Origin of the sequence: Pseudomonas sp. Ag1, assembly GCF_000278565.1 — a bacterium.
GTDB lineage: Bacteria > Pseudomonadota > Gammaproteobacteria > Pseudomonadales > Pseudomonadaceae > Aquipseudomonas.
In genome coordinates this window covers 106834-126122 of record NZ_AKVH01000104.1, presented here as the reverse complement: position 1 = coordinate 126122, position 19289 = coordinate 106834, and the positions used below count along the sequence as shown (strand labels likewise).

General features: G+C 61.7%; 21 protein-coding genes. 5 read left to right on the top strand and 16 right to left on the bottom strand.

Translation table 11 applies throughout. The annotated features are described in order from the left end of the window. Positions 1-183: 183 nt before the first annotated feature. The 8 genes from A462_RS11710 to A462_RS11745 all read right to left on the bottom strand — a co-directional run bounded on the left by A462_RS11710 (position 184) and on the right by A462_RS11745 (position 8212). Complete coding sequence (locus tag A462_RS11710; RefSeq protein ID WP_003215436.1) at positions 184-1182, bottom strand: septal ring lytic transglycosylase RlpA family protein; 999 nt, start codon at positions 1180-1182, stop codon at positions 184-186. Further along, positions 1182-2195: a lytic murein transglycosylase B gene (mltB, locus tag A462_RS11715; RefSeq protein WP_003215435.1), complete on the bottom strand. Its 1014-nt coding sequence runs from the start codon at positions 2193-2195 to the stop codon at positions 1182-1184. Before mltB ends, A462_RS11710 begins: the two co-directional genes overlap by 1 nt. A 17-nt stretch (positions 2196-2212) precedes the next feature. Then, a complete protein-coding gene (gene rodA / locus A462_RS11720; RefSeq protein ID WP_050442794.1) occupies positions 2213-3316 on the bottom strand; it encodes a rod shape-determining protein RodA in 1104 nt (367 codons plus the stop codon). Between the two features lie 31 nt (positions 3317-3347). Further along, a complete protein-coding gene (gene mrdA / locus A462_RS11725; RefSeq protein WP_003215433.1) occupies positions 3348-5246 on the bottom strand; it encodes a penicillin-binding protein 2 in 1899 nt (632 codons plus the stop codon). Between the two features lie 15 nt (positions 5247-5261). Next, positions 5262-5729 (bottom strand): 23S rRNA (pseudouridine(1915)-N(3))-methyltransferase RlmH, encoded by a 468-nt coding sequence (gene rlmH, locus A462_RS11730; RefSeq protein ID WP_003185785.1) that lies wholly within the window; start codon positions 5727-5729, stop codon positions 5262-5264. Positions 5730-5738: 9 nt separating this feature from the next. After that, the gene (gene rsfS / locus A462_RS11735) at positions 5739-6233 is read right to left on the bottom strand and encodes a ribosome silencing factor (RefSeq protein WP_003215432.1); all 495 of its coding nucleotides are present in this window, start codon (positions 6231-6233) and stop codon (positions 5739-5741) included. A gap of 69 nt (positions 6234-6302) precedes the next feature. Next, positions 6303-6947, bottom strand: coding sequence for a nicotinate-nucleotide adenylyltransferase (gene nadD / locus A462_RS11740; RefSeq protein WP_003215431.1), 645 nt, complete (start codon positions 6945-6947; stop codon positions 6303-6305). Further along, positions 6947-8212, bottom strand: coding sequence for a glutamate-5-semialdehyde dehydrogenase (locus tag A462_RS11745; protein ID WP_008436545.1), 1266 nt, complete (start codon positions 8210-8212; stop codon positions 6947-6949). The genes nadD and A462_RS11745 overlap by 1 nt, the downstream gene beginning before the upstream one ends. A 176-nt stretch (positions 8213-8388) precedes the next feature. On the opposite strand from A462_RS11745, the gene A462_RS11750 reads away from it, so the two are divergent. Continuing rightward, positions 8389-9072, top strand: a complete 684-nt coding sequence (locus tag A462_RS11750) for a DNA-3-methyladenine glycosylase (RefSeq protein WP_008436544.1) — start codon at positions 8389-8391, stop codon at positions 9070-9072. 113 nt (positions 9073-9185) lie between these two features. Next, positions 9186-10502 carry a bifunctional DedA family/phosphatase PAP2 family protein gene (locus tag A462_RS11755; protein ID WP_003215428.1) on the top strand — a complete coding sequence of 439 codons (1317 nt, stop codon included), beginning with the start codon at positions 9186-9188 and terminating at the stop codon, positions 10500-10502. Here the strand turns inward: A462_RS11755 and A462_RS11760 are convergent. From A462_RS11760 to A462_RS11775, 4 genes are all read right to left on the bottom strand, one after another. Continuing rightward, entirely contained in the window at positions 10499-10705 is a 207-nt protein-coding gene (locus A462_RS11760) for a hypothetical protein (protein WP_003215427.1), read from the bottom strand. The two genes, A462_RS11755 and A462_RS11760, sit on opposite strands and share 4 nt — an antisense overlap. Before the next feature lie 112 nt (positions 10706-10817). After that, positions 10818-11408, bottom strand: coding sequence for an LON peptidase substrate-binding domain-containing protein (locus tag A462_RS11765; protein WP_003215426.1), 591 nt, complete (start codon positions 11406-11408; stop codon positions 10818-10820). Positions 11409-11429: 21 nt separating this feature from the next. Beyond that, on the bottom strand, positions 11430-12146 hold the full coding sequence (locus A462_RS11770; protein ID WP_003215425.1) for an LrgB family protein: 717 nt from the start codon (positions 12144-12146) through the stop codon (positions 11430-11432). Further along, the gene (locus tag A462_RS11775) at positions 12143-12505 is read right to left on the bottom strand and encodes a CidA/LrgA family protein (RefSeq protein ID WP_008436537.1); all 363 of its coding nucleotides are present in this window, start codon (positions 12503-12505) and stop codon (positions 12143-12145) included. Before A462_RS11775 ends, A462_RS11770 begins: the two co-directional genes overlap by 4 nt. 179 nt (positions 12506-12684) lie before the next feature. Here A462_RS11775 and A462_RS11780 point away from each other — a divergent pair, with 179 nt between their 5' ends. The 3 genes from A462_RS11780 (at position 12685) to A462_RS11790 (ending at position 15632) form a co-directional block, all read left to right on the top strand. Continuing rightward, positions 12685-13140 carry a MaoC family dehydratase gene (locus tag A462_RS11780; RefSeq protein ID WP_003215423.1) on the top strand — a complete coding sequence of 152 codons (456 nt, stop codon included), beginning with the start codon at positions 12685-12687 and terminating at the stop codon, positions 13138-13140. A 103-nt stretch (positions 13141-13243) separates the two neighbouring features. Then, positions 13244-14962 carry a C13 family peptidase gene (locus A462_RS11785; RefSeq protein ID WP_008436527.1) on the top strand — a complete coding sequence of 573 codons (1719 nt, stop codon included), beginning with the start codon at positions 13244-13246 and terminating at the stop codon, positions 14960-14962. A gap of 28 nt (positions 14963-14990) precedes the next feature. Continuing rightward, a complete protein-coding gene (locus A462_RS11790; RefSeq protein ID WP_003215421.1) occupies positions 14991-15632 on the top strand; it encodes an oxidoreductase in 642 nt (213 codons plus the stop codon). Positions 15633-15780: 148 nt separating this feature from the next. On the opposite strand, the gene A462_RS11795 is transcribed toward A462_RS11790, so the two are convergent. The 4 genes from A462_RS11795 to A462_RS11810 form a co-directional block, all read right to left on the bottom strand. Continuing rightward, positions 15781-16065: a YceK/YidQ family lipoprotein gene (locus A462_RS11795; RefSeq protein ID WP_023659172.1), complete on the bottom strand. Its 285-nt coding sequence runs from the start codon at positions 16063-16065 to the stop codon at positions 15781-15783. Next, positions 16058-16687 (bottom strand): flavin prenyltransferase UbiX, encoded by a 630-nt coding sequence (gene ubiX, locus A462_RS11800; protein ID WP_003219402.1) that lies wholly within the window; start codon positions 16685-16687, stop codon positions 16058-16060. Before ubiX ends, A462_RS11795 begins: the two co-directional genes overlap by 8 nt. Further along, entirely contained in the window at positions 16684-18033 is a 1350-nt protein-coding gene (gene mpl / locus A462_RS11805) for a UDP-N-acetylmuramate:L-alanyl-gamma-D-glutamyl-meso-diaminopimelate ligase (RefSeq protein WP_003219401.1), read from the bottom strand. Before mpl ends, ubiX begins: the two co-directional genes overlap by 4 nt. A 218-nt stretch (positions 18034-18251) precedes the next feature. Then, a complete protein-coding gene (locus A462_RS11810; RefSeq protein WP_238544248.1) occupies positions 18252-18998 on the bottom strand; it encodes a hypothetical protein in 747 nt (248 codons plus the stop codon). Between the last annotated feature and the right edge of the window lie 291 nt (positions 18999-19289).

Below are 19289 nucleotides of genomic sequence, written 5' to 3'. Positions count from 1 at the left end.
GTCTCTCGAAATTGCTTATGGAAACTTGCCCTCGCGGGCAAAACTATTCAGACAGCCCGTCGCCAGACTGTCGCGTGTTCGGTTGCATGCCCACCCCTTGCCCCTGGGTTTTTATTGTTCAACGAGCCAACAACCAGGGCTCAAACCCGCATGCGAGCCTGAGCCATCAATCCTTTGTACTGCTTACTCGGCGGTGACCACGCTGGGTTGCCCCAGGTTGGCCAGGCGCACGCTGTTCTGCACTTGCGCAACTTCACTCGGCGAGCCGATCGGCCCCATGCGCACACGGTGCAGGGTCTGCTGGTTACGCACAATAGAGCTGATAAAGACTGGCGCGCTGACCATCCCGCTGAGCTTGGACCTTAGCAGCTCTGCCGCGTCCGGGTTGGCGAAAGCGCCGACTTGCAGGTACTGGCCGCCCACGGTAGAGGCTCCCGGTGCTGCATGCGGAATGACGACCGTGTCCGGGGCGTGCTGCGCCGGCGGCGGGGTCCACTGTTCGATCTTGCCGGCCGAGGCCGTGACTTGCGGTTGCGGGGTTTGCGGTTCGTTGAGCATCAACGGCGCCGGCTTGCCACGCTGGGCCCAGTACTGGGCCGGGTCGATACCTTCGACCTTCACCCGGGCGGTGCCGATTTCGGCATACCCGAGTTTCTTGGCGGCGGCGTAGGACAAGTCGATGATCCGGTCCGAATAGAACGGCCCACGGTCATTGACCCGCAGGATTACCGAGCGGTTGTTGTCCAGGTTGGTCACGCGTACATAGCTGGGCAGCGGCAGGGTCTTGTGCGCCGCGCTCATGCCGTACAGGTCATAGACTTCGCCGTTGGCGGTGTTCTGGCCGTGGAACTTGGTCCCGTACCAGGACGCCGTACCTGATTGCACGTAGGTCTTGGAGTCTTGCAGCGGGAAGTAGTTTTTGCCCAGCACGGTATAGGGGTTGGCCTTGTAAGGGCCGGTGTGCAGGGTCGGCGTGGCATCCGGGATCTTCGAAACATCCACATCCCACCACGGCGCGCCGTCTTTGTGGGCGCGGTTGATATCCAGCCCCGGCTGGGAGCGGATCGCCGTGCCAGCGGTTTTTTGCACCGGTGCACGACTGGTGGAGCAACTGACCACCAATAACGACAATGCGGCGTACGCCAACAGCTTCAGGGGTTTGTACATCGGTGATACCGGCATTACTTGACGCCCCGTGCTTGGACCAGCATGTCTGACAGTTGATGCACGGCCATGGCGTACATCACGCTGCGGTTATAACGCGTGATTGCGTAGAAATTCTTCAGGCCCATCCAGTATTCGGGGCCATTTTCGCCTTCGAGGCGGAACGCCGTCACCGGCATATCATCGCGTGGCGCATTCTGACTCGACCAGCCCAACGCCCGCAACTCCCCGACCGTCTTGACCGGCTCGATACCCTGGGTCAGGCCTTCATCGGCGCGCTCACCGGTCACATCGGCGCGAATCACCACCGGCTCGCCGGCTACCCAGCCGTGACGCTTGAAATAGCTGGCGACGCTGCCGATGGCGTCATCGGGGTTGCTCCAGATATTGATATGGCCGTCGCCGTCAAAATCCACGGCGTAGGCGCGAAAGCTGCTCGGCATGAACTGCGGCAAGCCCATGGCCCCGGCGTAGGAGCCCTTGAGGGTCAACGGGTCGACCTGTTCTTCACGGGCCAACAACAGGAACTCGCGCAGCTCTTTGCGGAAGAATTCGGCGCGTGGCGGGTAGTCAAAGCCCAGGGTCGACAAGGCGTCGATCACCCGGTAGCTGCCGGTGTTGCGGCCGTAGAAGGTTTCGATGCCGATGATTGCCACGATCACCTGGGCCGGTACGCCGTATTCCTGCTCGGCGCGGGCCAGCACCGCTTCGTGCTGGCGCCAGAAGTCCACGCCCCGCGCCACGCGGGCGTCGGTCAGGAACATCGGGCGATATTCCTTCCACTGCTTCACGCGCTCGGCGGGCCGGGAGATGGCGTCGAGGATCGCCTGCTTGCGCTGGGCCTCGCGGAACACGCCCATCAGCTGTTCACCGGCGAAACCATAGTCACGGGTCATCTCACCGACAAACTCGGCGACCTGGGGCGAACCGTCGTAGTCGCCGGCCTGCGCTTCCTGCACAGCGGCTCCCAGCAGGCCCAACAGGCCCATCCAGGACACGTGCCGGGCAGCCCAGCCGCGCATTACTTGCATTGACATCTTCACCTTATTCAAACCTGTGCGATCCACTTACGATGGGTATGGATCGACATCAAAACCCCAAACGCTGACAGCAATGTCACCAGCGAAGTTCCGCCGTAGCTAATGAACGGCAACGGCACCCCAACCACCGGCAACAGGCCACTGACCATACCGATGTTGACGAAAACGTAAACAAAAAACGTCATGGTGAGGCTGCCGGCGAGCAATTTGCCAAACAGGGTTTGCGCCTGGGCAGTAATCACCAGGCCGCGCCCGATCAGCAGCAAGTAAATCAGCAACAGTGCGCAGATGCCCACCAGGCCGAACTCCTCGCCCATCACCGCGATAATGAAGTCGGTGTGGCTTTCCGGCAAAAAGTCCAGGTGCGACTGGGTGCCCAGCAGCCAGCCCTTGCCGAATACGCCGCCGGAACCGATGGCCGCCTTGGACTGGATGATGTTCCAGCCGGTGCCCAGCGGATCGCTCTCCGGGTCGAGGAACGTGAGGATTCGCTGCTTCTGGTAGTCGTGCATGAAGAAGAACCACATGGCCACGGCCACCGGCACGGCCGCGGCCAGCACGCTGAGGATCCAGCGCCAGCGCAGCCCCCCCATGAACAGCACGAACGCGCCGCCCGCCAGGATCAGCAGCGAGGTGCCGAGGTCGGGCTGGCGCACGATCAGGATGAACGGCACGCCGATCAATATCAGGCTGATGCCCACGTGCTTGAGCTGGGGCGGCAGTGTGCGTTTTGACAGGTACCAGGCGATGGTCGCCGGCATCAAAATCTTCATGAATTCCGACGGCTGGAAGCGAATCACCCCCGGGATGTTGATCCAGCGCGTCGCACCCATGGCGTTGTGGCCCATGACATCCACCACCACCAGCAGCAACACGCCGGCGACATACCCCAGCGGCACCCAGCGCGCCATGAAACGCGGCTCCAGCTGGGCGATCACCACCATCGACAACAGACCCAGGCCAAACGACGACGCCTGTTTGATCAGCAAGTCCCAGTTCTTGCCACTGGCCGAATACAAAACAAACAGGCTGCCGGCGGCCAGGGTCAGCAGCAGGATCAGCAACGGGCCATCAATGTGCATGCGCTGCAGCAAAGTGGCGCGGCGGCGCATCACATCCTCGCTGGAGAGGATGCGGTCAAAATTACTCTTCAAGGGCCGTAGCCTCCACACTGGATGGGGTGCCGCCATATTCGGGCTTGAGCTTGCCGTCTTCGGTCAACAGCCAGGCATCCATGATCTGACGCACCACGGGCGCTGCTACGCCGGAACCGGATTCACCGTTCTCGACCATCACCGCCACGACGATCTTCGGGTTGTCGGCCGGAGCAAAGCCGACGAACAAGGCGTGGTCACGGTGGCGTTCCTGAACCTTGGAGCGGTCGTATTTCTCGCCCTGCTTGATCGCGACCACCTGAGCCGTACCGCTCTTGCCGGCAATCCGGTATTGCGCGCCGGCTGCCGCTTTACGAGCGGTACCCCGGGCGCCGTGCATCACTTGCTGCATGCCGTGGTTGACCTTGGTCCAGTCGGACGGGTCGCGCAGCACAATGTCGGGAATCGGGTTTTCGTCCACCGGGCGTTCACCCTCGATGGTCTTGGCCAGGTGCGGGCGGTTCCACACACCCTTGTTGGCCACCAGCGCGGTGGCCTGAGCCAGTTGCAGCGGCGTGGCCTGCATGTAGCCCTGGCCGATCCCCAGGATCAGGGTTTCGCCCGGGAACCACGCCTGGCGCCGGGTCGCACGCTTCCACTCGCGGGACGGCATCAGGCCGGGGGATTCTTCGAACATGTCCAAGGAGACTTTCTGACCAAGGCCGAACTTGCCCATGTAGGCCGACAGCCGATCAATCCCCAGCTTGTGGGCCAGGTCATAGAAGTAGGTGTCGTTGGAACGCATGATCGCCGTATCCAGGTCCACATAACCGTCGCCGGTGCGGTTCCAATTACGGTATTTGTGATCGTAGTTGGGCAGCATGTAGTAGCCGGGGTCGAACACCCGGCTCGATGCCGTGACCACGCCCGAGTCCAGGCCGGCAATCGCCACCGCCGGCTTGATGGTCGAGCCCGGCGGATACAGGCCGCGCAATACGCGGTTGAACAGCGGCCGGTCGATGGAATCACGCAACTCGGCGTAGGCCTTGAAGCTGATCCCGGTGACAAACAGGTTCGGGTCAAAACTTGGCTGGCTGACCATCGCCAGCACTTCGCCAGTGCTCGGATCCAGTGCCACCACGGCACCCCGACGCCCGCCCAGGGCCATCTCCGCCGCTTCCTGCAACTTGATGTCCAGGCTCAGCACGATGTCCTTGCCGGGCACCGGGTCGGTACGCTTGAGCACCCGCAGCACGCGGCCACGGGCGTTGGTCTCGACTTCCTCGTAACCCACCTGGCCGTGCAGTTCCGGCTCGTAGAAACGCTCGATGCCGGTCTTGCCGATATGGTGGGTGCCGCTGTAGTTGACCGGGTCGAGGGTCTTGAGCTCTTTCTCGTTGATCCGGCCCATGTAGCCGACCGAATGCGCAAAGTGCGCCCCTTGCGGGTAGTGCCGCACCAACTGCGCCACCACTTCCACACCCGGTAGACGGAACTGGTTCACCGCGATCCGGGCGATCTGCTCTTCGGTCAGCTCGAACAGGATCGGCACCGGCTCAAACGGCCGGCGCCCCTGTTTCATGCGCTTTTCGAAAATCACCCGGTCTTCCGGCGTCAGTTGCAGCACCTCGACGATCACATCGAGGATCTGCTGCCAGTCACCGGAGCGTTCGCGGGTCATGCTCAGGCTGAAGCTGGGCCGGTTATCCGCTACCACCACGCCATTGCGGTCGAAAATCAGCCCACGGGTCGGCGGAATCGGCTGCACGTGCACCCGGTTGTTTTCCGACAATGTGGAGTGATAGTCGTACTGGATCACCTGCAGGAAATACAGGCGCGCAATCAGCACCCCCAGCAATGCCACCACCAAAATCGCGCCAAAGACCACCCGCGCGCGTACAAGACGTGCGTCTTTCTCGTGGTCCTTGATGCGGATCGGCTGGGTCATCAGGCAGGGCGCAGATTATTTGTGGTAAGGGTGCCCGGACAGAACTGTCCAGGCGCGATACAGCTGTTCACCGATCAGAATTCTTACCAGCGGGTGCGGCAGTGTCAGGGGCGACAGCGACCAGCGCTGGTCCGCCCGCGCGCACACTTCCGGCGCCAGCCCCTCGGGGCCGCCGACCATGAAGTTGACCGTGCGCGAATCCAGGCGCCAGCGATCCAGTTCCACCGCCAACTGCTCGGTGCTCCAGGGCTTGCCGTGCACTTCGAGGGTCACGATCCGCTCGTTGGGCCCGACCTTGGCCAGCATGGCTTCGCCTTCCTGACGGATAAAGCGGGCCACGTCGGCATTCTTGCCCCGGGTATTGAGCGGTATTTCCACCAGTTCCAGCGCCAATTCGGATGGCAGGCGCTTGGCATATTCATGCCAGCCTTCTTCCACCCACTTGGGCATGCGTGAACCGACAGCGATCAGACGCAGGCGCACAGCCGTTCCTTATTCCTGGTCTTTGTTGAGCTTGTCGAAGTGCGCGTGGCCGACTTCAGGGCTGTGGTGCTTGCCATCGGCGGCACGGCTCTGCTCGGCGCCTTTCCACAGACGCTCCAGGTCGTAGAACTGACGGGCGTTGCTGGTCATCATGTGAACGATCACGTCGTCCATGTCCAGCAGTACCCAGTCGCTGTCGCCCTTGCCTTCTTCACCCAATGGCTTGACGCCCTGGGCTTTGACCGCTTCGCGAACCTTGTCCAGCATCGCGCCGATCTGGCGGTTGGAGGTACCGGTGGCGATGATCATGAAGTCGGTGATGCTCTGCTTGTCGCGCACGTCCAGGACCTGGATGTCCTGGGCCTTCACGTCTTCCAGGGCAGCCACGGCAACCTTCACCAGCTCTTCGCCGGCCAGCTCAGGGCCGGTGTGGGCTTCTACTGGCAGAGGAGCGCTCTTGAACGTGCCTTTGCGCTTAACTTTGCTTACGTCTTTGTTCGTCATATAAAACTCGTTTTGCTCGTATGTTCGGGCGCTCGCTGCACGACTGTTCGTGCGTTCAAGCGCGCCTTTTCAGTTCGACGCACGGTAAAGCCCGTGCGCATCGATGTAGGCCAGGACCGCGTCAGGCACCAGGAAACGTACCGACTTCCCGCTGGCCAGCAGTTGACGGATCTGGGTGGCAGACACCGCAAGCGGGGTTTGCCAGACGAATGCAATATTCCCGCTCGGCCCGGTCAGGGCCAAAGGGTCACTTACCGACCGCGCCGCCAGCAGGTTGCGCAAGGCATCCGGCGATTCTGCGTCGGCATCCGGGCGTTGCAGCACCAGGATGTGGCAATGCTGGAGCAACTCTTCCCAGCGATGCCAAGTGGGCAGGCCGCAAAACGCGTCCCAGCCCAAAAGTAGAAATAACTGGTCATCCGCGGCCAACTCGGCCCGCATCAGTTCCAGGGTGTCGACAGTGTAGGACGGTTTGTCGCGCTTGAGTTCGCGGTCGTCCACCACCAGCGGTGCAATGCCGGCCACAGCAAGGCGGACCATCTCCAGGCGCTGCTGCGCAGACACCTGCGGCGTATCGCGATGCGGCGGCCGGGCATTCGGTGCCAGGCGCAGTTCATCCAGCCCGAGGGCGTCCGCGACTTCCAGTGCACTGCGCAAATGGCCGATGTGCACGGGGTCGAAGGTGCCGCCGAGCAGCCCGATGCGTTTACCCATCAAGTGCGCACATGACCGTCACCGAACACCACGTACTTCTCGCTGGTCAGCCCTTCCAGGCCAACCGGGCCGCGTGCGTGGAGCTTGTCGGTGGAGATACCGATCTCCGCCCCCAGGCCGTACTCGAAGCCATCGGCAAAGCGCGTCGAGGCGTTGACCATCACCGAAGCGGAATCCACTTCGTTGAGGAAACGCCGGGCATCGCTGAAATGCTCGGTGACAATGGCGTCGGTGTGCTTGGAGCCGTATTGATTGATGTGTTCGATGGCCTGGTCCAGGTCGTCGACGATGCGGATCGACAGGATCGGCGCCGTGTATTCGGTGTACCAGTCCTGCTCGGTGGCCTCGATCACGTCGCTGCCGAGGATCGCCCGGGTACGCTCGCAACCACGCAGTTCAACGCCCTTGTCGCGGTAGATGGCAGCCAGCGGCGGCAGCACGCGATCGGCAATGCCGACGTGCACCAGCAGGGTTTCCATGGTGTTGCACGGGGCGTAGCGGTGAGTCTTGGCGTTGTCGGCAATGCGGATCGCCTTGTCGAGGTCGGCGGCGATGTCGATGAACACGTGGCAGACGCCGTCCAGGTGCTTGATAACTGGCACCTTGGCATCACGGCTCACGCGTTCGATCAGGCTCTTGCCACCCCGTGGCACGATCACGTCGACGAACTCAGGCATGGTGATCAGTGCGCCAACGGCGGCTCGGTCAGTGGTCTCGACCACCTGCACCACTTCGGCGGGCAGCTCGGCCACGGCCAGGCCCTGCTGAATGCACGCGGCGATGGCACGGTTGGAATTGATGGCCTCGGAACCGCCCCGCAGGATGGTGGCGTTGCCCGACTTGAGGCACAGGCTCGCGGCGTCGATGGTCACGTTCGGGCGTGACTCATAGATGATGCCGATCACGCCCAGGGGCACGCGCATCTTGCCGACTTGAATGCCGGAGGGCAGGTAGCGCATGTCGCGGATTTCACCGATGGGGTCAGGCAGCTTGGCCACCTGACGCAAGCCTTCGATCATGTCGTCGATCCGCGCCGGCGTCAGCGCCAGGCGATCCAGCAATGCAGCCTCCAGGCCATTGGCGCGACCGTTGGCCAAATCCTGTTCATTGGCGGCGCTCAGCTCGGAGCGCGAAGCATCCAGAGCGTCGGCGGCCGCCAGCAAGGCGCGGTTCTTCTGCGCAGTGCTCGCACGGGCGATCAACCGCGAGGCCTGACGGGCAGCGCGACCCAGGCGGGTCATGTAGTCAAGAACGGACTCAGTCATGGTCTGGTGGGGTCTTGGCAAAGAGGAAAGCGGCAGATTATAGCTGTGACGCCGTCCTACGGACAGCGGTGAGGGGCGGATGGTCGAAATGAACTGTAAAAACCCGACGTTCAGCGGGAATTAAGGCTGGAGTTGTTATCATCCTGTCACATTTAGCCGTACTACCTTTGATCGCCATGTCCAGTTTCTCGCCGCTGATCCCCGCCAACGCCCTGCCCGACGGCTTTTTCGACCGTGACGCGCAACTGCTCGCGCGCGAATTGCTCGGAAAAGTCATTCGCCATCGTGTTGGTGATTTGTGGCTGTCGGCACGAATTATCGAAACCGAAGCGTATTACCTCGCCGAAAAAGGCAGCCACGCGTCCTTGGGCTACACAGAAAAGCGTAAGGCTTTGTTTCTGGATGGCGGGCACATCTATATGTACTACGCCCGTGGCGGTGATTCGCTGAACTTCAGCGCCCACGGTCCGGGCAATGCGGTGCTGATCAAATCAGCCTATCCGTGGGTCGACGAAGTCTCCGGCCCGGCCAGCCTGGCGCAGATGCTGCTGAATAACCCGGACGCCAGCGGCAGGCCACGGCCCTCGCAAAAGCTGTGCGCCGGCCAGACCTTGCTGTGCAAGGCGCTGGGTTTGAAGGTGCCGATGTGGGACGCCAAGCGCTTTGACCAGGAACTGCTCTACGTGGAAGACGTAGGGCTGGCGCCAGCGCAGATCATCCAGACCACCCGCCTGGGCATTCCCGGTGGGCGCGATGAACACCTGATGTACCGCTTCCTCGATGCCGGTTATGCGCCGTATTGCACACGGAACCCGCTGCGCCGGGGCCAGGTCGAAGGCCGCGACTATTTTTTGATTTGAAAACATACATAAACCTGTAGGAGCCCGGCTTGCCCGGCGATAGCGGACTCAAGGACGCCATCGCCGGCAAGCCGGGCTCCCACAAGGACGATCTACAAAAGGGAGTTGATTGTATGGGCCCATGGCTCGATAGCATTACCGGCTGGCTGACCCTGAACCCGCAATGGCTGGCCGTGGCGGTGTTTATCGTGGCGTGCGTGGAGTGCCTGGCCATTGCCGGCCTGATCGTACCTGGCACGGTATTGCTGTTTGCCATCGCCGCCCTGGCCGGCAGCGGCGCACTGTCCCTGGGAGAAACCCTGTTGCTGGGCTTCCTCGGCGGCGTGTTGGGCGATGTTGTTTCCTACTTCCTCGGTCGCCATTTCCACCAGAACATCCGGCGCCTTCCCGGCCTGCGGCATCACCCGGAATGGATGAGCGGCGCCGAGGCTTACTTCCAGAAGTACGGCATCGCCAGCCTGTTGGTAGGCCGCTTCATTGGCCCGCTGCGGCCAATGTTGCCGATGGTTGCGGGCATGTGCGACATGCCCTTCCCACGTTTTGCCGCCGTGAGCCTGCTGGCCGGCGCAGGCTGGTCGGTGGCGTATCTGTTGCCGGGTTGGGCCACCGGCGCGGCCTTCCGCCTGCCATTGCCCGAAGGCTTCTGGCCGGAGGCCGGGATTGTCGCCGCCTGTCTCGCAGTGTTGATCGGCGTAAGCCTCAACAGCAGCCTGCGCGGCCATCGGCGCGCCACCCTATGGATTGGCTGCATCGGCGGCACACTGTTGATCGCGTTGTTTATCGGCTATCCCTACCTCAACGACTTTGACCAGGGCTTGATGGCACTGGTGCAGGAACACCGCGGCCCGGCGATCGACCGGGCGATGGTGATGGTGACCCAGCTCGGCGAGTTCAAGAAGATGTTTGTCGCCAGCGCGGTGCTGACCGGCCTGCTGGTGGTGGCGCGGCAATGGCGCCAGGCAATCTTTGTCGGCGCCACCCTGCTGGGCGCGGCGCTGATCAATACCGGGACCAAGCTGTTTTTTGCGCGGATGCGCCCCGAAGTGCTGACCGACCCACTCACCAGCTTCAGCATGCCCAGCGGCCATGCGTCCGGCTCGTTTGCATTCTTCCTGGCCTTGGCAGTGCTTGCCGGTCGCGGTCAACCGACACGACTGCGCCTGACCTGGCTGGTGCTTGGCTGCATTCCCGCCGCCACCATCGCGATTTCCCGGGTGTACCTGGGTGCACACTGGCCGACGGACATCCTGGCCGGCACCCTGCTGGCAATGACGGTGTGCGCCTTCAGCCTGACGTTAAGCCAGCACCGCAGCCTGTTGCCACCGATGCCGCCGAGAGTCTGGTGGCTGATCCTGCCGGTGTGTGGCGCGGTGCTCGGGTTCATTGCGTTTACCGGCACTTCCCACGCGCTGCTGAGGTATGCCTACTAGGCAGGCCCCAGCCAATCCAGGGGTGCAGCGCGGCGTTCGACGCTGCGCTCGCGCCGCTCCAGAAGCATTTCGTCAGCCATCTCCGCGGCGCGTTCGGCGATGTACTCCGCGCCGCGACCGTCGTTCATATGAAGAATTTGCGTGGTGACGGCCATAAAAAACGCATCCCACACGACTTGCTCCGATTGCGAAAGCCGAATCATCCTTTCCCCCTGATCATCGTTACGTGACTGCCAACTATTTCAGGCAACGGGATCAGGACAACCACGGAAAATCTGAAGACCGGGAAGGACAAGTCCGAGTGACACTCGCGGGTCAGGTGAACAGCTCGCCCTGCAACTCATCCAGCAGCAACTGGATCGCGTCCAGGCGCTGTTGCGGGTCATCGAGTTGCAACAGGTCGATCTTGTCGGCCTCGGTAAAGGGCAGCAGATAGGCCAACTGATTACCCAGGGCTTGCTGGCCATCGGCGTGGGTGCCCATATCCAGGGACGCCACCATCGGATGCTCGGCCAGGGCATGAAGCAACGCCAGCAAGTCAGCGTCTTCCTCTTCCAGCGGTTGCTCGGGATGCTCGTGCAGCCATTGCACCTCGGCCACCAGCAACTGGTCCTTCTGCACACCGGCATCACGCACGCGGAAACGCCGGCCACCCTCGACCCGAATCCCCAGCAGGCCATTGTCCTGCTGCTTGAAGTCGCGGATCAGCGCCTCGCAGCCAATCAACGCATAGCCATCCGGCGCCAGCCCCACTTCCTTGCCGTCGAGGATGCACACCACGCCAAAGCTTTCGCCCTTTTTCATGCAGCGGCTGATCATGTCCAGGTAACGCGCCTCGAACAGCTGCAGGTCGAGGGTGCACCCGGGAAACAGCACGGTATTGAGCGGGAAAAGCGCCAGACTCATAAAGGTTTCCTTAAACCCGACTTAAATAACCAGCGACACGGCCAACGGCAGGAACACCGCCGTGGCCACGCCCATCAGACTCATGGCCAGCGCCGCAAAGGCGCCGGTCTCTTCGCTTTCCTGCAAGGCCACCGACGTACCTACGGCGTGGGCGGTCATGCCCAGCGCCATACCGCGCGCTTCGGGGCTGTGCACGCCCAACCGTGACAGATACGCCGGACCGATCATCGCGCCGATCACCCCGGTGATCAGCACGAACACCGCCGCCAGTGCCGCCACGCCGCCGATCTGCTCGGCCACCAGCATCGCAATCGGTGAGGTCACGGACTTGGGTGCCATGGTCATCAGCATCATGTGTTCGGCGCCAAACCACCAGCCCAACAGCACGCACAGGCCGGTGGCCAATACGCCTCCCACCACCAGCGTAGTAAAAATCGGCCAGAACAATTGGCGAATTCGTCGCAGATTCAGGTAAAGCGGCACCGCCAGGGCTACCGTCGCAGGGCCCAGCAGGATGCTCATGATCTCGGTGCTCTTGCGGTACTCGACGTACGTCAGGCCACAGCCGAGCAACACGCCGATCACCAACAGCATCGACACCAGCACCGGTTGCAGGAAAATCCAGCGGGTTTTCTCGAAACCGGCCAGCACCAGCTGATAGGCGCCGAGGGTGATGCCGATGCCGAACAACGGGTGATGAATCACGGCGGCCCAGGCGCCCTGCCAGTCCAGTGTCATTGGCCGTCCTCCCGCTGCGCCTGGCGCTTGACCAGTTTCTGCATCAGCACGCCGACAAAGCCCATGGCGATCACCAGCGACAACACCAGCGCGCCGACGATGGCCCAGAAGTCGGCGGCGATGTCCTTGGCATACACCATAACGCCGACCGCAGGCGGCACCAGCAGCAATGGCAAATAACGCAGCAGGCTGCTGGCCGCCAGGTTCAGGGGCTCACCGACTTCGCCGCGCCATACCAGGAAGGCCAGCATCAGCAGCAGCCCGATAATCGGCCCCGGCAGCACCGGGACAAACAAATGATTGATCGCCGTGCCGAGTAATTGAAACAGCACCAGCCATGTCAGACCGCGTAACAGCATCCGTTCTTCCCCCCAAAAGCGTGTCGGCATTATAAGCACGCTGCCTCTATGGAGCGGCATTCGCCAAAAGCATGGTGGGTTGACCGGGCCAAGTGCCCGTGATGATCTACATTGGTTCTCTGGACCTGTCCAAAACTACAAAAACGATGAAGCCAACCGAGCAAAGAAGGAGAGTCGCAATGCCCTCAGTACCCGTAGCGCAACTCAAAGAATATGTCGGCAAGGAACTGGGACGTTCTGCATGGCTCACCATCGACCAGGAACGTATCAACCTGTTCGCGGAAGCCACCGGCGATTTTCAGTTCATCCACGTCGACCCGGTGAAAGCCGCCCAGACCCCGTTTGGCGGCACCATCGCCCACGGTTTCCTGTCGCTGTCGCTGATACCCAAGCTGATCGAAGACATCCTGATCATGCCCGAAGGCCTGAAGATGGCGGTCAACTATGGCCTGGACAGCGTGCGTTTCATCCAGCCCGTGAAGGTCGACTCCAGGGTGCGCCTGGCCGTGACCCTGACCGACGCCACCGAGAAAAAACCTGGGCAATGGTTGCTTAAAGCCACCTGCACCCTGGAAATCGATGGCCAGGAAAAACCGGCCTACATTGCAGAATCGTTGTCACTCTGCTTCGTCTGAAGCCTGGCTGTGGTGAGCCCGTCCGCTCACCACAATTCATGTAAATTTATGTATAGATCTCGCAGCTGCGGCATACTCGGCGCTCAATTATCCGGATCCCGCTATGCGCCCACTCGCTCCCCTTGCTCTTGTCCTGTTGCTCACCGCGTGCGGCGACGGCGAATCGCTGTTGCCGCCCGATGCGCGGCTGCCCGATGGCGGTCGTTACCGTGGCGATGTGGTCAATGGCTTGCTGCAAGGCCAGGGCCGGGTGGATTACCCCAATGGCAGTTGGTACGCGGGCCAGTTCGATAAAGGCCAGTGGCACGGCCAGGGCGAATGGCATGGCAGCAACGGCGAGGTCTATAAAGGCCAGTTCCAGCAGGGCCTGTTCGACGGCCAGGGCAGCCTGACCACGTCGGGCAACAGCTACGTCGGCGGTTTCAAACAAGGTAAGCGCAACGGCGAAGGCACCCTCAAAGAGGGGCAGATGACCTATCGCGGCGAATTCAAGGACGACCAGTATTCCGGCCTCGGCCGCCTCGAGCTGGCCGACGGCAGCCAGTACCAGGGCCAGTTCGCCCACGGCAAGCCCAACGGCGAAGGCCAGCGCAACGACGACAGCGGCAACCAGTTCAGCGGCCGCTTCGTCGATGGCCAGCTGGAGGGCAACGGCACCTTCAACAGCGCCGACGGCGACATGTACATCGGCCATTTCAAACAAAACCAGCTCAACGGCAAGGGCCGCTACGAAAACGCCGACGGCGACGTATGGATCGGCGAATTCAAGGAAGGCGCCCTCAGCGGCAAGGGCGAACTGATCGGCGTCGATGGCAGCCACTACGTCGGCCAGTTCGTCGACTGGCGCTTCACAGGCACAGGCCGCCTGAACCTCACCGACGGCAGCTTCTATATTGGCGGCTTCGACAGCGACAGCTATCAAGGTCGTGGCACTTTGGTGCTCACCGACGGCACCGTGCAGGCCGGCACCTGGGTCAACGGCATGCGCGTGCGCGACGCCGAGGGCAAATTGTTGCCTGACCCGCTGGAAATCGGCCTGTTTGCCCAGGGCCACTTGCTGGATGCCGCCCTCGCCGCCGTGCCCGCGTCCAAATCGGGGGTGGAGCTGTACACCCTGGTGGTGGCCGGCGACGGCAAACAAAGCGTGTTCCTGCGCGAAGCCGACTACGTCAGCAACATGCTTGCCACGCGCTTCGGCGCCTACGGCCAGATCCGCCTGGTGAACCATCGCGACCATATTGCCGACCGCCCGATGGCCACTCGCGAAAGCCTGCGCCGCGCAGTCCAAACCCTGGCCGAACGCAGTGGCCCGCAAGACCTGGTGTTTATCTACCTGACCAGCCACGGCACTCACGAGCACGAACTGGTGCTCGACCAGCCGCGCATGGAGCTGGCCGACCTGCCGGCCGATGAGCTGGCCGCCGTGCTGGCACCGCTGAAGAACCGCGACAAGATCATCGTGATTTCGGCCTGCTACTCCGGCGGGTTCATCCCGGCCCTGAAGGACGAACACACCCTGATCATGACCGCCTCGCGCGCCGATCGTGTGTCGTTCGGCTGCTCCGAAGAGGCCGACTTCACCTACTTCGGCGACGCCCTCTTCGCCCAGGCCTTCAACCAGACCGACGACTTGCAGCAAGCCTTCAAGCTGGCACAGACCCACGTGGCCGAACGCGAACAGGCGGACAACTTCGAAGCCTCCGAACCGCAGATCTGGGCCCCCAAAGGCGTAATCGCCCATTGGCAATTATTACGCAAACAGCAGGCACGAAAGGCGCTCGAAAGCGTCTCAATGAATAGCAAGGAAGCCAAGAGCAACTAAGCTGAATCTGTATCAAGGGGGAAACATCATGTACCTGACGCCTCAGCATATCTTGCTCGCCGGAGCCTCCGGCCTGACCGGGGAGCACCTGCTGGACCGCCTGCTCAACGAGCCGACCGTGACCCGCGTGCTGGCACCCAGCCGCAAGCCTCTGGCCGAGCATCCACACCTGGAAAACCCGGTGGGCGACCCGGCAGTATTCCTGCCGCAACTGAGCGGCCAGGTGGACATCGCCTTCTGCTGCCTGGGCACCACCATCAAGCAGGCCGGCTCCGAAGAAGCGTTCCGCGCCGTCGACCTGGACATGGTCGTGGCCTTTGCCAAGCGCGCCCGGGAAATGGGGGCGCGGCACCTGATCGTGATCAGCGCAATCGGCGCCGACCCGAAATCCTCGATCTTCTACAACCGCGTCAAGGGCGAGATGGAACAGGCGTTGAAAGCCCAGGATTGGCCGCAGTTGACCATCGTCCGACCTTCGCTGTTGCTGGGTGAGCGATTGGAACCGCGGCTGGCCGAGCAACTGGCCGGGCCATTGTCGCGGCTGATTCCGGGCAAGTACCACGGCATTGAAGTGTGCGAACTGGCGCGGGCGATGTGGCGACTGGCGCTGGAAGAGCAGGATGGGGTGCGGGTTATAGAGTCGGACGAGCTGCGCAAGCTCGGCAAATAACACGTAATTCCAGGCAGGACACCATCCAAATGTGGGAGCGGGCTTGCTCGCGAATGCGGTGGATCAGTCAATGATACAGTGACTGATCCACCGCATTCGCGAGCAAGCCCGCTCCCACATTGGATTTCTGTTAATACTGGGATAAGTACTAAAGCCCGCCCGTCGCGTTAAACCCAACCCCCAGCACCGTCAGCACCGACAGCGGCAACAGCAGCGTGTCGAGCAAGGCACTGGCCGGCAGGTCGACATGGGGATAGCTCGGCGCCTCGGCCCCAAAACGGTCCATCGCGCAACACCCGCCCTGAATCGCATACATGTCCAGCCGCGTGCCGGCATACACCACCGGCGCGCCGGGCTGGGCGGCGTCCAGGGTTCGCGCAGTCGCACACCCGGTCAGTTGCAGCGCCAGCAGCACCATCAATAGTTTATTCATCACTGCTCAAATGGTGCTCGCCCCAGCGCGGCAGCATGTCCTGGGGAATGTTCAGCAGGTTGAGAATCCGCGCCACCACAAAGTCCACCAGGTCATCGATGGTCTGCGGCTGGTGATAGAAGCCCGGCGACGCCGGCAAGATAGTCACGCCCATGTTCGACAGCTTGAGCATGTGCTCCAGATGGATGCTCGAATACGGCGCTTCGCGCGGCACCAGAATCAACTGGCGACGCTCCTTCAAGGTCACGTCCGCCGCGCGCTCGATCAGATTGTTGCAGGCGCCCGTGGCAATCGCCGACAGGGTCCCGGTGGAACACGGCACCACCACCATCGCGGCCGGTGCACCGGAGCCCGACGCCACCGGTGACATCCAGTCTTCCTTGCCATAGACCTTGATCTGCCCCGCCGCCGCACCGGTGTACTCGGTGAGGAAGGCCTGCATCATCTGCACTTTGGGCGGCAACGCCACATCGGTCTCGGTGGCCAGCACCAGTTGCGCGGCCTTGGAGATCAGGAAGTGCACCTCGCGGTCTTCGCGCACCAGGCAGTCCAGCAGGCGCAAGCCATAGGGCGCGCCGGACGCACCGGTCATCGCCAGGGTGACGCGTTCCGGGCCGCTCACTTCAGGGCCTCGGCGAGTTTGCCATGCAGGCCGCCAAAGCCGCCGTTGCTCATGATCACCACGTGAGTGCCGGGCCTGGCCTGGTGTTTCACGTGTTCGATAATGCCTTCCAGTGAGTCGCGGCAAATCGACGGCACCGTGCACAACGCGGCGATGGCAGGCAGGTCCCAACCGAGGTTGGCCGGCGCGTACCACACAACCTGGTCGGCATCGTTGACGCTTTCCGGCAAACCATCACGGTGGGCGCCCAGCTTCATGGAGTTGGAGCGCGGCTCGATAATCGCGATCACCTGGGCATCACCCACACGCTTGCGCAAGCCATCCAGGGTAGTGGCGATGGCCGTCGGGTGGTGGGCAAAGTCGTCATAGATGGTAATCCCATTCACTTCGGCGACCTTTTCCATCCGGCGCTTGACGCTTTTGAACGCGCTCAAGGCCGCAATGCCCATGGACGGCACCACGCCCACATGCCGCGCAGCCGCCAGGGTGACCAAGGCATTGGCGACGTTGTGCTGGCCGGTCATGTCCCAATCGACGATGCCTTGGGCGACGCCTTCGAACAGTACTTCAAATTTGGAGCCATCTTCGCTCAGCAGTTTGACCTGCCATTGGCCGCCAGCACCGGTGGTTTGTACCGGGGTCCAGCAGCCCATCTCGATAACTCGCTGCAGGGCAGGTTCGGTGGTGGGGTGAATCACCAGGCCTTCGCTGGGAATGGTGCGCACCAAGTGGTGGAACTGCCGCTCGATGGCCGCCAGATCAGGGAAGATGTCCGCGTGATCGAACTCCAGGTTGTTCAGGATCGCCGTACGCGGGCGGTAGTGAACGAACTTGGAGCGTTTGTCGAAGAACGCGCTATCGTACTCATCGGCTTCGATGACAAAAAACGGGGTGTCGCCGAGGCGCGCCGACACCGAGAAATTCTGCGGCACGCCACCAATCAGGAAGCCCGGGCTCATGCCCGCATGCTCCAGCACCCAGGCCAGCATGCTGCTGGTGGTGGTCTTGCCATGGGTACCGGCAACGGCGAGTACCCAACGGCCTTGCAACACATGGTCGGCCAGCCATTGCGGGCCAGACACGTACGGCAAACCTTTATTCAGTACATATTCGACTGCCGGGTTACCGCGCACCATGGCATTGCCGATCACGACAAGGTCCGGGACCGGGTCGAATTGCGCCGGGTCATAACCTTGGGTCAGCTCAATGCCCTGGGCCTGCAGTTGCGTGCTCATGGGTGGGTAAACGTTGGCATCGGAGCCAGTAACATGATGGCCCAGTTCTTTGGCGAGCACCGCCATGGAGCCCATGAACGTGCCGCAAATACCGAGAATATGAATGTGCATAGTCGACCTCGTAAAACATCGAGGCAGGTTAGCGCAGGGAAGGGAAAATCGCACTCTTTAGCTGTAGCACGCAGGCCTTGGGGGGTAGCCGCCATTGTTTGTCAGAGCGTAGGGGAATATTCGATAAGTCCGGTGCCACAGGATGCATGCATGGCATCGGACCCATCGCCAGTTTGACTGAGCATCATCCATGACTCGAAAGTTTACGCGGGGTTATGTCACACGACTTTTGTTTCGGCAGACTCTGCCGGTAATGACAGCGTGCCCATGTGCAACAACTTCCCTATGAACTTGTTTAATGCGTCGAATTTCTTATCAATAACATCCAGACGGCCTTTGTCATCGGTGCCGTCTGCGGGAGTGGCAATGTAAGGCCGGAATACCATGTCGTTTTCGTCCCCCAGTTTTTTAAGCTGTTCCTCCGCAGTTTTATACAAGGCCTCAAGCGTTTCCAGGCGCTCGCTTGGCGTACGCGACGAGGAGTCGCTCATTTTAAGTGCCGGAGCATTCGTTCCTTGACGCATTGCCATAATATTGTTGGCAATGACTTCCATGCGCAACTCGGCCAGGCCCAAGCGCGCGGTCGTGGCACCCGTGTCGGTGTCCTGCGTGGCGACGACCGATGTTGTTCCGTCGGTTTTCGCGGCAGGCACCTGCGTGCTTGGAGCCGGCTGGTGAGCCGGAGGGAGCAGTGGCGTATTGTTTGTAAACTGCGCCTTGATTGTCTCGCCAGACCAAACCGAGCCTGCGTAGGTACCAATACTCAGGGGAGCGCTGACCAATCCGCTTATACCCGCACTGACAAAGGCGTCGCGGGCTACCGTTGCCGCCTGGGGCGAGGTGTTGAACACCCCGGCCTTGACCAGCCGATCAGCAACCATCAGGTTTTGAGTCACCTGTGCCAAATCTTTAGGATCTGCGCTGGCCTGAGGCTTGAACGGCCGGTTGGCAGGCCCTTGGCTCATCAATTTTTGTTGTGTCAGCGTTTGAAAATTATTGGGTTTCTCGGGCTTGGGTAGCGTTGTGGAGGTGTCTGTGGCCGGATTTTTCCCTAACCGGGGTTTAGGTTGGGGAGCTATTGGAGGGGAGCTGCCCTGGCCACCGGGACGTACTATCGGAGGCGTTACACCGCCATTGCGCGGGGCCGGTGGTTTATTCACTGGAGGTAGATTGACCGTGTTGGGCCGAACTCTAATACTATTCATGATTATTATCTCACTTATTGTTACTATTTACCCATAAGCGCTATTAGCGAG

Bases quoted from the DNA above. Each gene is read 5' to 3' on its own strand.
- A462_RS11710 (WP_003215436.1), bottom strand. From the start codon at position 1,182: ATGCCGGTATCACCGATGTACAAACCCCTGAAGCTGTTGGCGTACGCC.
- mltB (WP_003215435.1), bottom strand. From the start codon at position 2,195: ATGCAAGTAATGCGCGGCTGGGCTGCCCGGCACGTGTCCTGGATGGGC.
- rodA (WP_050442794.1), bottom strand. From the start codon at position 3,316: ATGCGCCGCCGCGCCACTTTGCTGCAGCGCATGCACATTGATGGCCCG.
- mrdA (WP_003215433.1), bottom strand. From the start codon at position 5,246: ATGACCCAGCCGATCCGCATCAAGGACCACGAGAAAGACGCACGTCTT.
- rsfS (WP_003215432.1), bottom strand. From the start codon at position 6,233: ATGACGAACAAAGACGTAAGCAAAGTTAAGCGCAAAGGCACGTTCAAG.
- nadD (WP_003215431.1), bottom strand. From the start codon at position 6,947: ATGGGTAAACGCATCGGGCTGCTCGGCGGCACCTTCGACCCCGTGCAC.
- A462_RS11745 (WP_008436545.1), bottom strand. From the start codon at position 8,212: ATGACTGAGTCCGTTCTTGACTACATGACCCGCCTGGGTCGCGCTGCC.
- A462_RS11750 (WP_008436544.1), top strand. From the start codon at position 8,389: ATGTCCAGTTTCTCGCCGCTGATCCCCGCCAACGCCCTGCCCGACGGC.
- A462_RS11755 (WP_003215428.1), top strand. From the start codon at position 9,186: ATGGGCCCATGGCTCGATAGCATTACCGGCTGGCTGACCCTGAACCCG.
- A462_RS11760 (WP_003215427.1), bottom strand. From the start codon at position 10,705: ATGATTCGGCTTTCGCAATCGGAGCAAGTCGTGTGGGATGCGTTTTTT.
- A462_RS11765 (WP_003215426.1), bottom strand. From the start codon at position 11,408: ATGAGTCTGGCGCTTTTCCCGCTCAATACCGTGCTGTTTCCCGGGTGC.
- A462_RS11770 (WP_003215425.1), bottom strand. From the start codon at position 12,146: ATGACACTGGACTGGCAGGGCGCCTGGGCCGCCGTGATTCATCACCCG.
- A462_RS11775 (WP_008436537.1), bottom strand. From the start codon at position 12,505: ATGCTGTTACGCGGTCTGACATGGCTGGTGCTGTTTCAATTACTCGGC.
- A462_RS11780 (WP_003215423.1), top strand. From the start codon at position 12,685: ATGCCCTCAGTACCCGTAGCGCAACTCAAAGAATATGTCGGCAAGGAA.
- A462_RS11785 (WP_008436527.1), top strand. From the start codon at position 13,244: ATGCGCCCACTCGCTCCCCTTGCTCTTGTCCTGTTGCTCACCGCGTGC.
- A462_RS11790 (WP_003215421.1), top strand. From the start codon at position 14,991: ATGTACCTGACGCCTCAGCATATCTTGCTCGCCGGAGCCTCCGGCCTG.
- A462_RS11795 (WP_023659172.1), bottom strand. From the start codon at position 16,065: ATGAATAAACTATTGATGGTGCTGCTGGCGCTGCAACTGACCGGGTGT.
- mpl (WP_003219401.1), bottom strand. From the start codon at position 18,033: ATGCACATTCATATTCTCGGTATTTGCGGCACGTTCATGGGCTCCATG.
- A462_RS11810 (WP_238544248.1), bottom strand. From the start codon at position 18,998: ATGAGCCAAGGGCCTGCCAACCGGCCGTTCAAGCCTCAGGCCAGCGCA.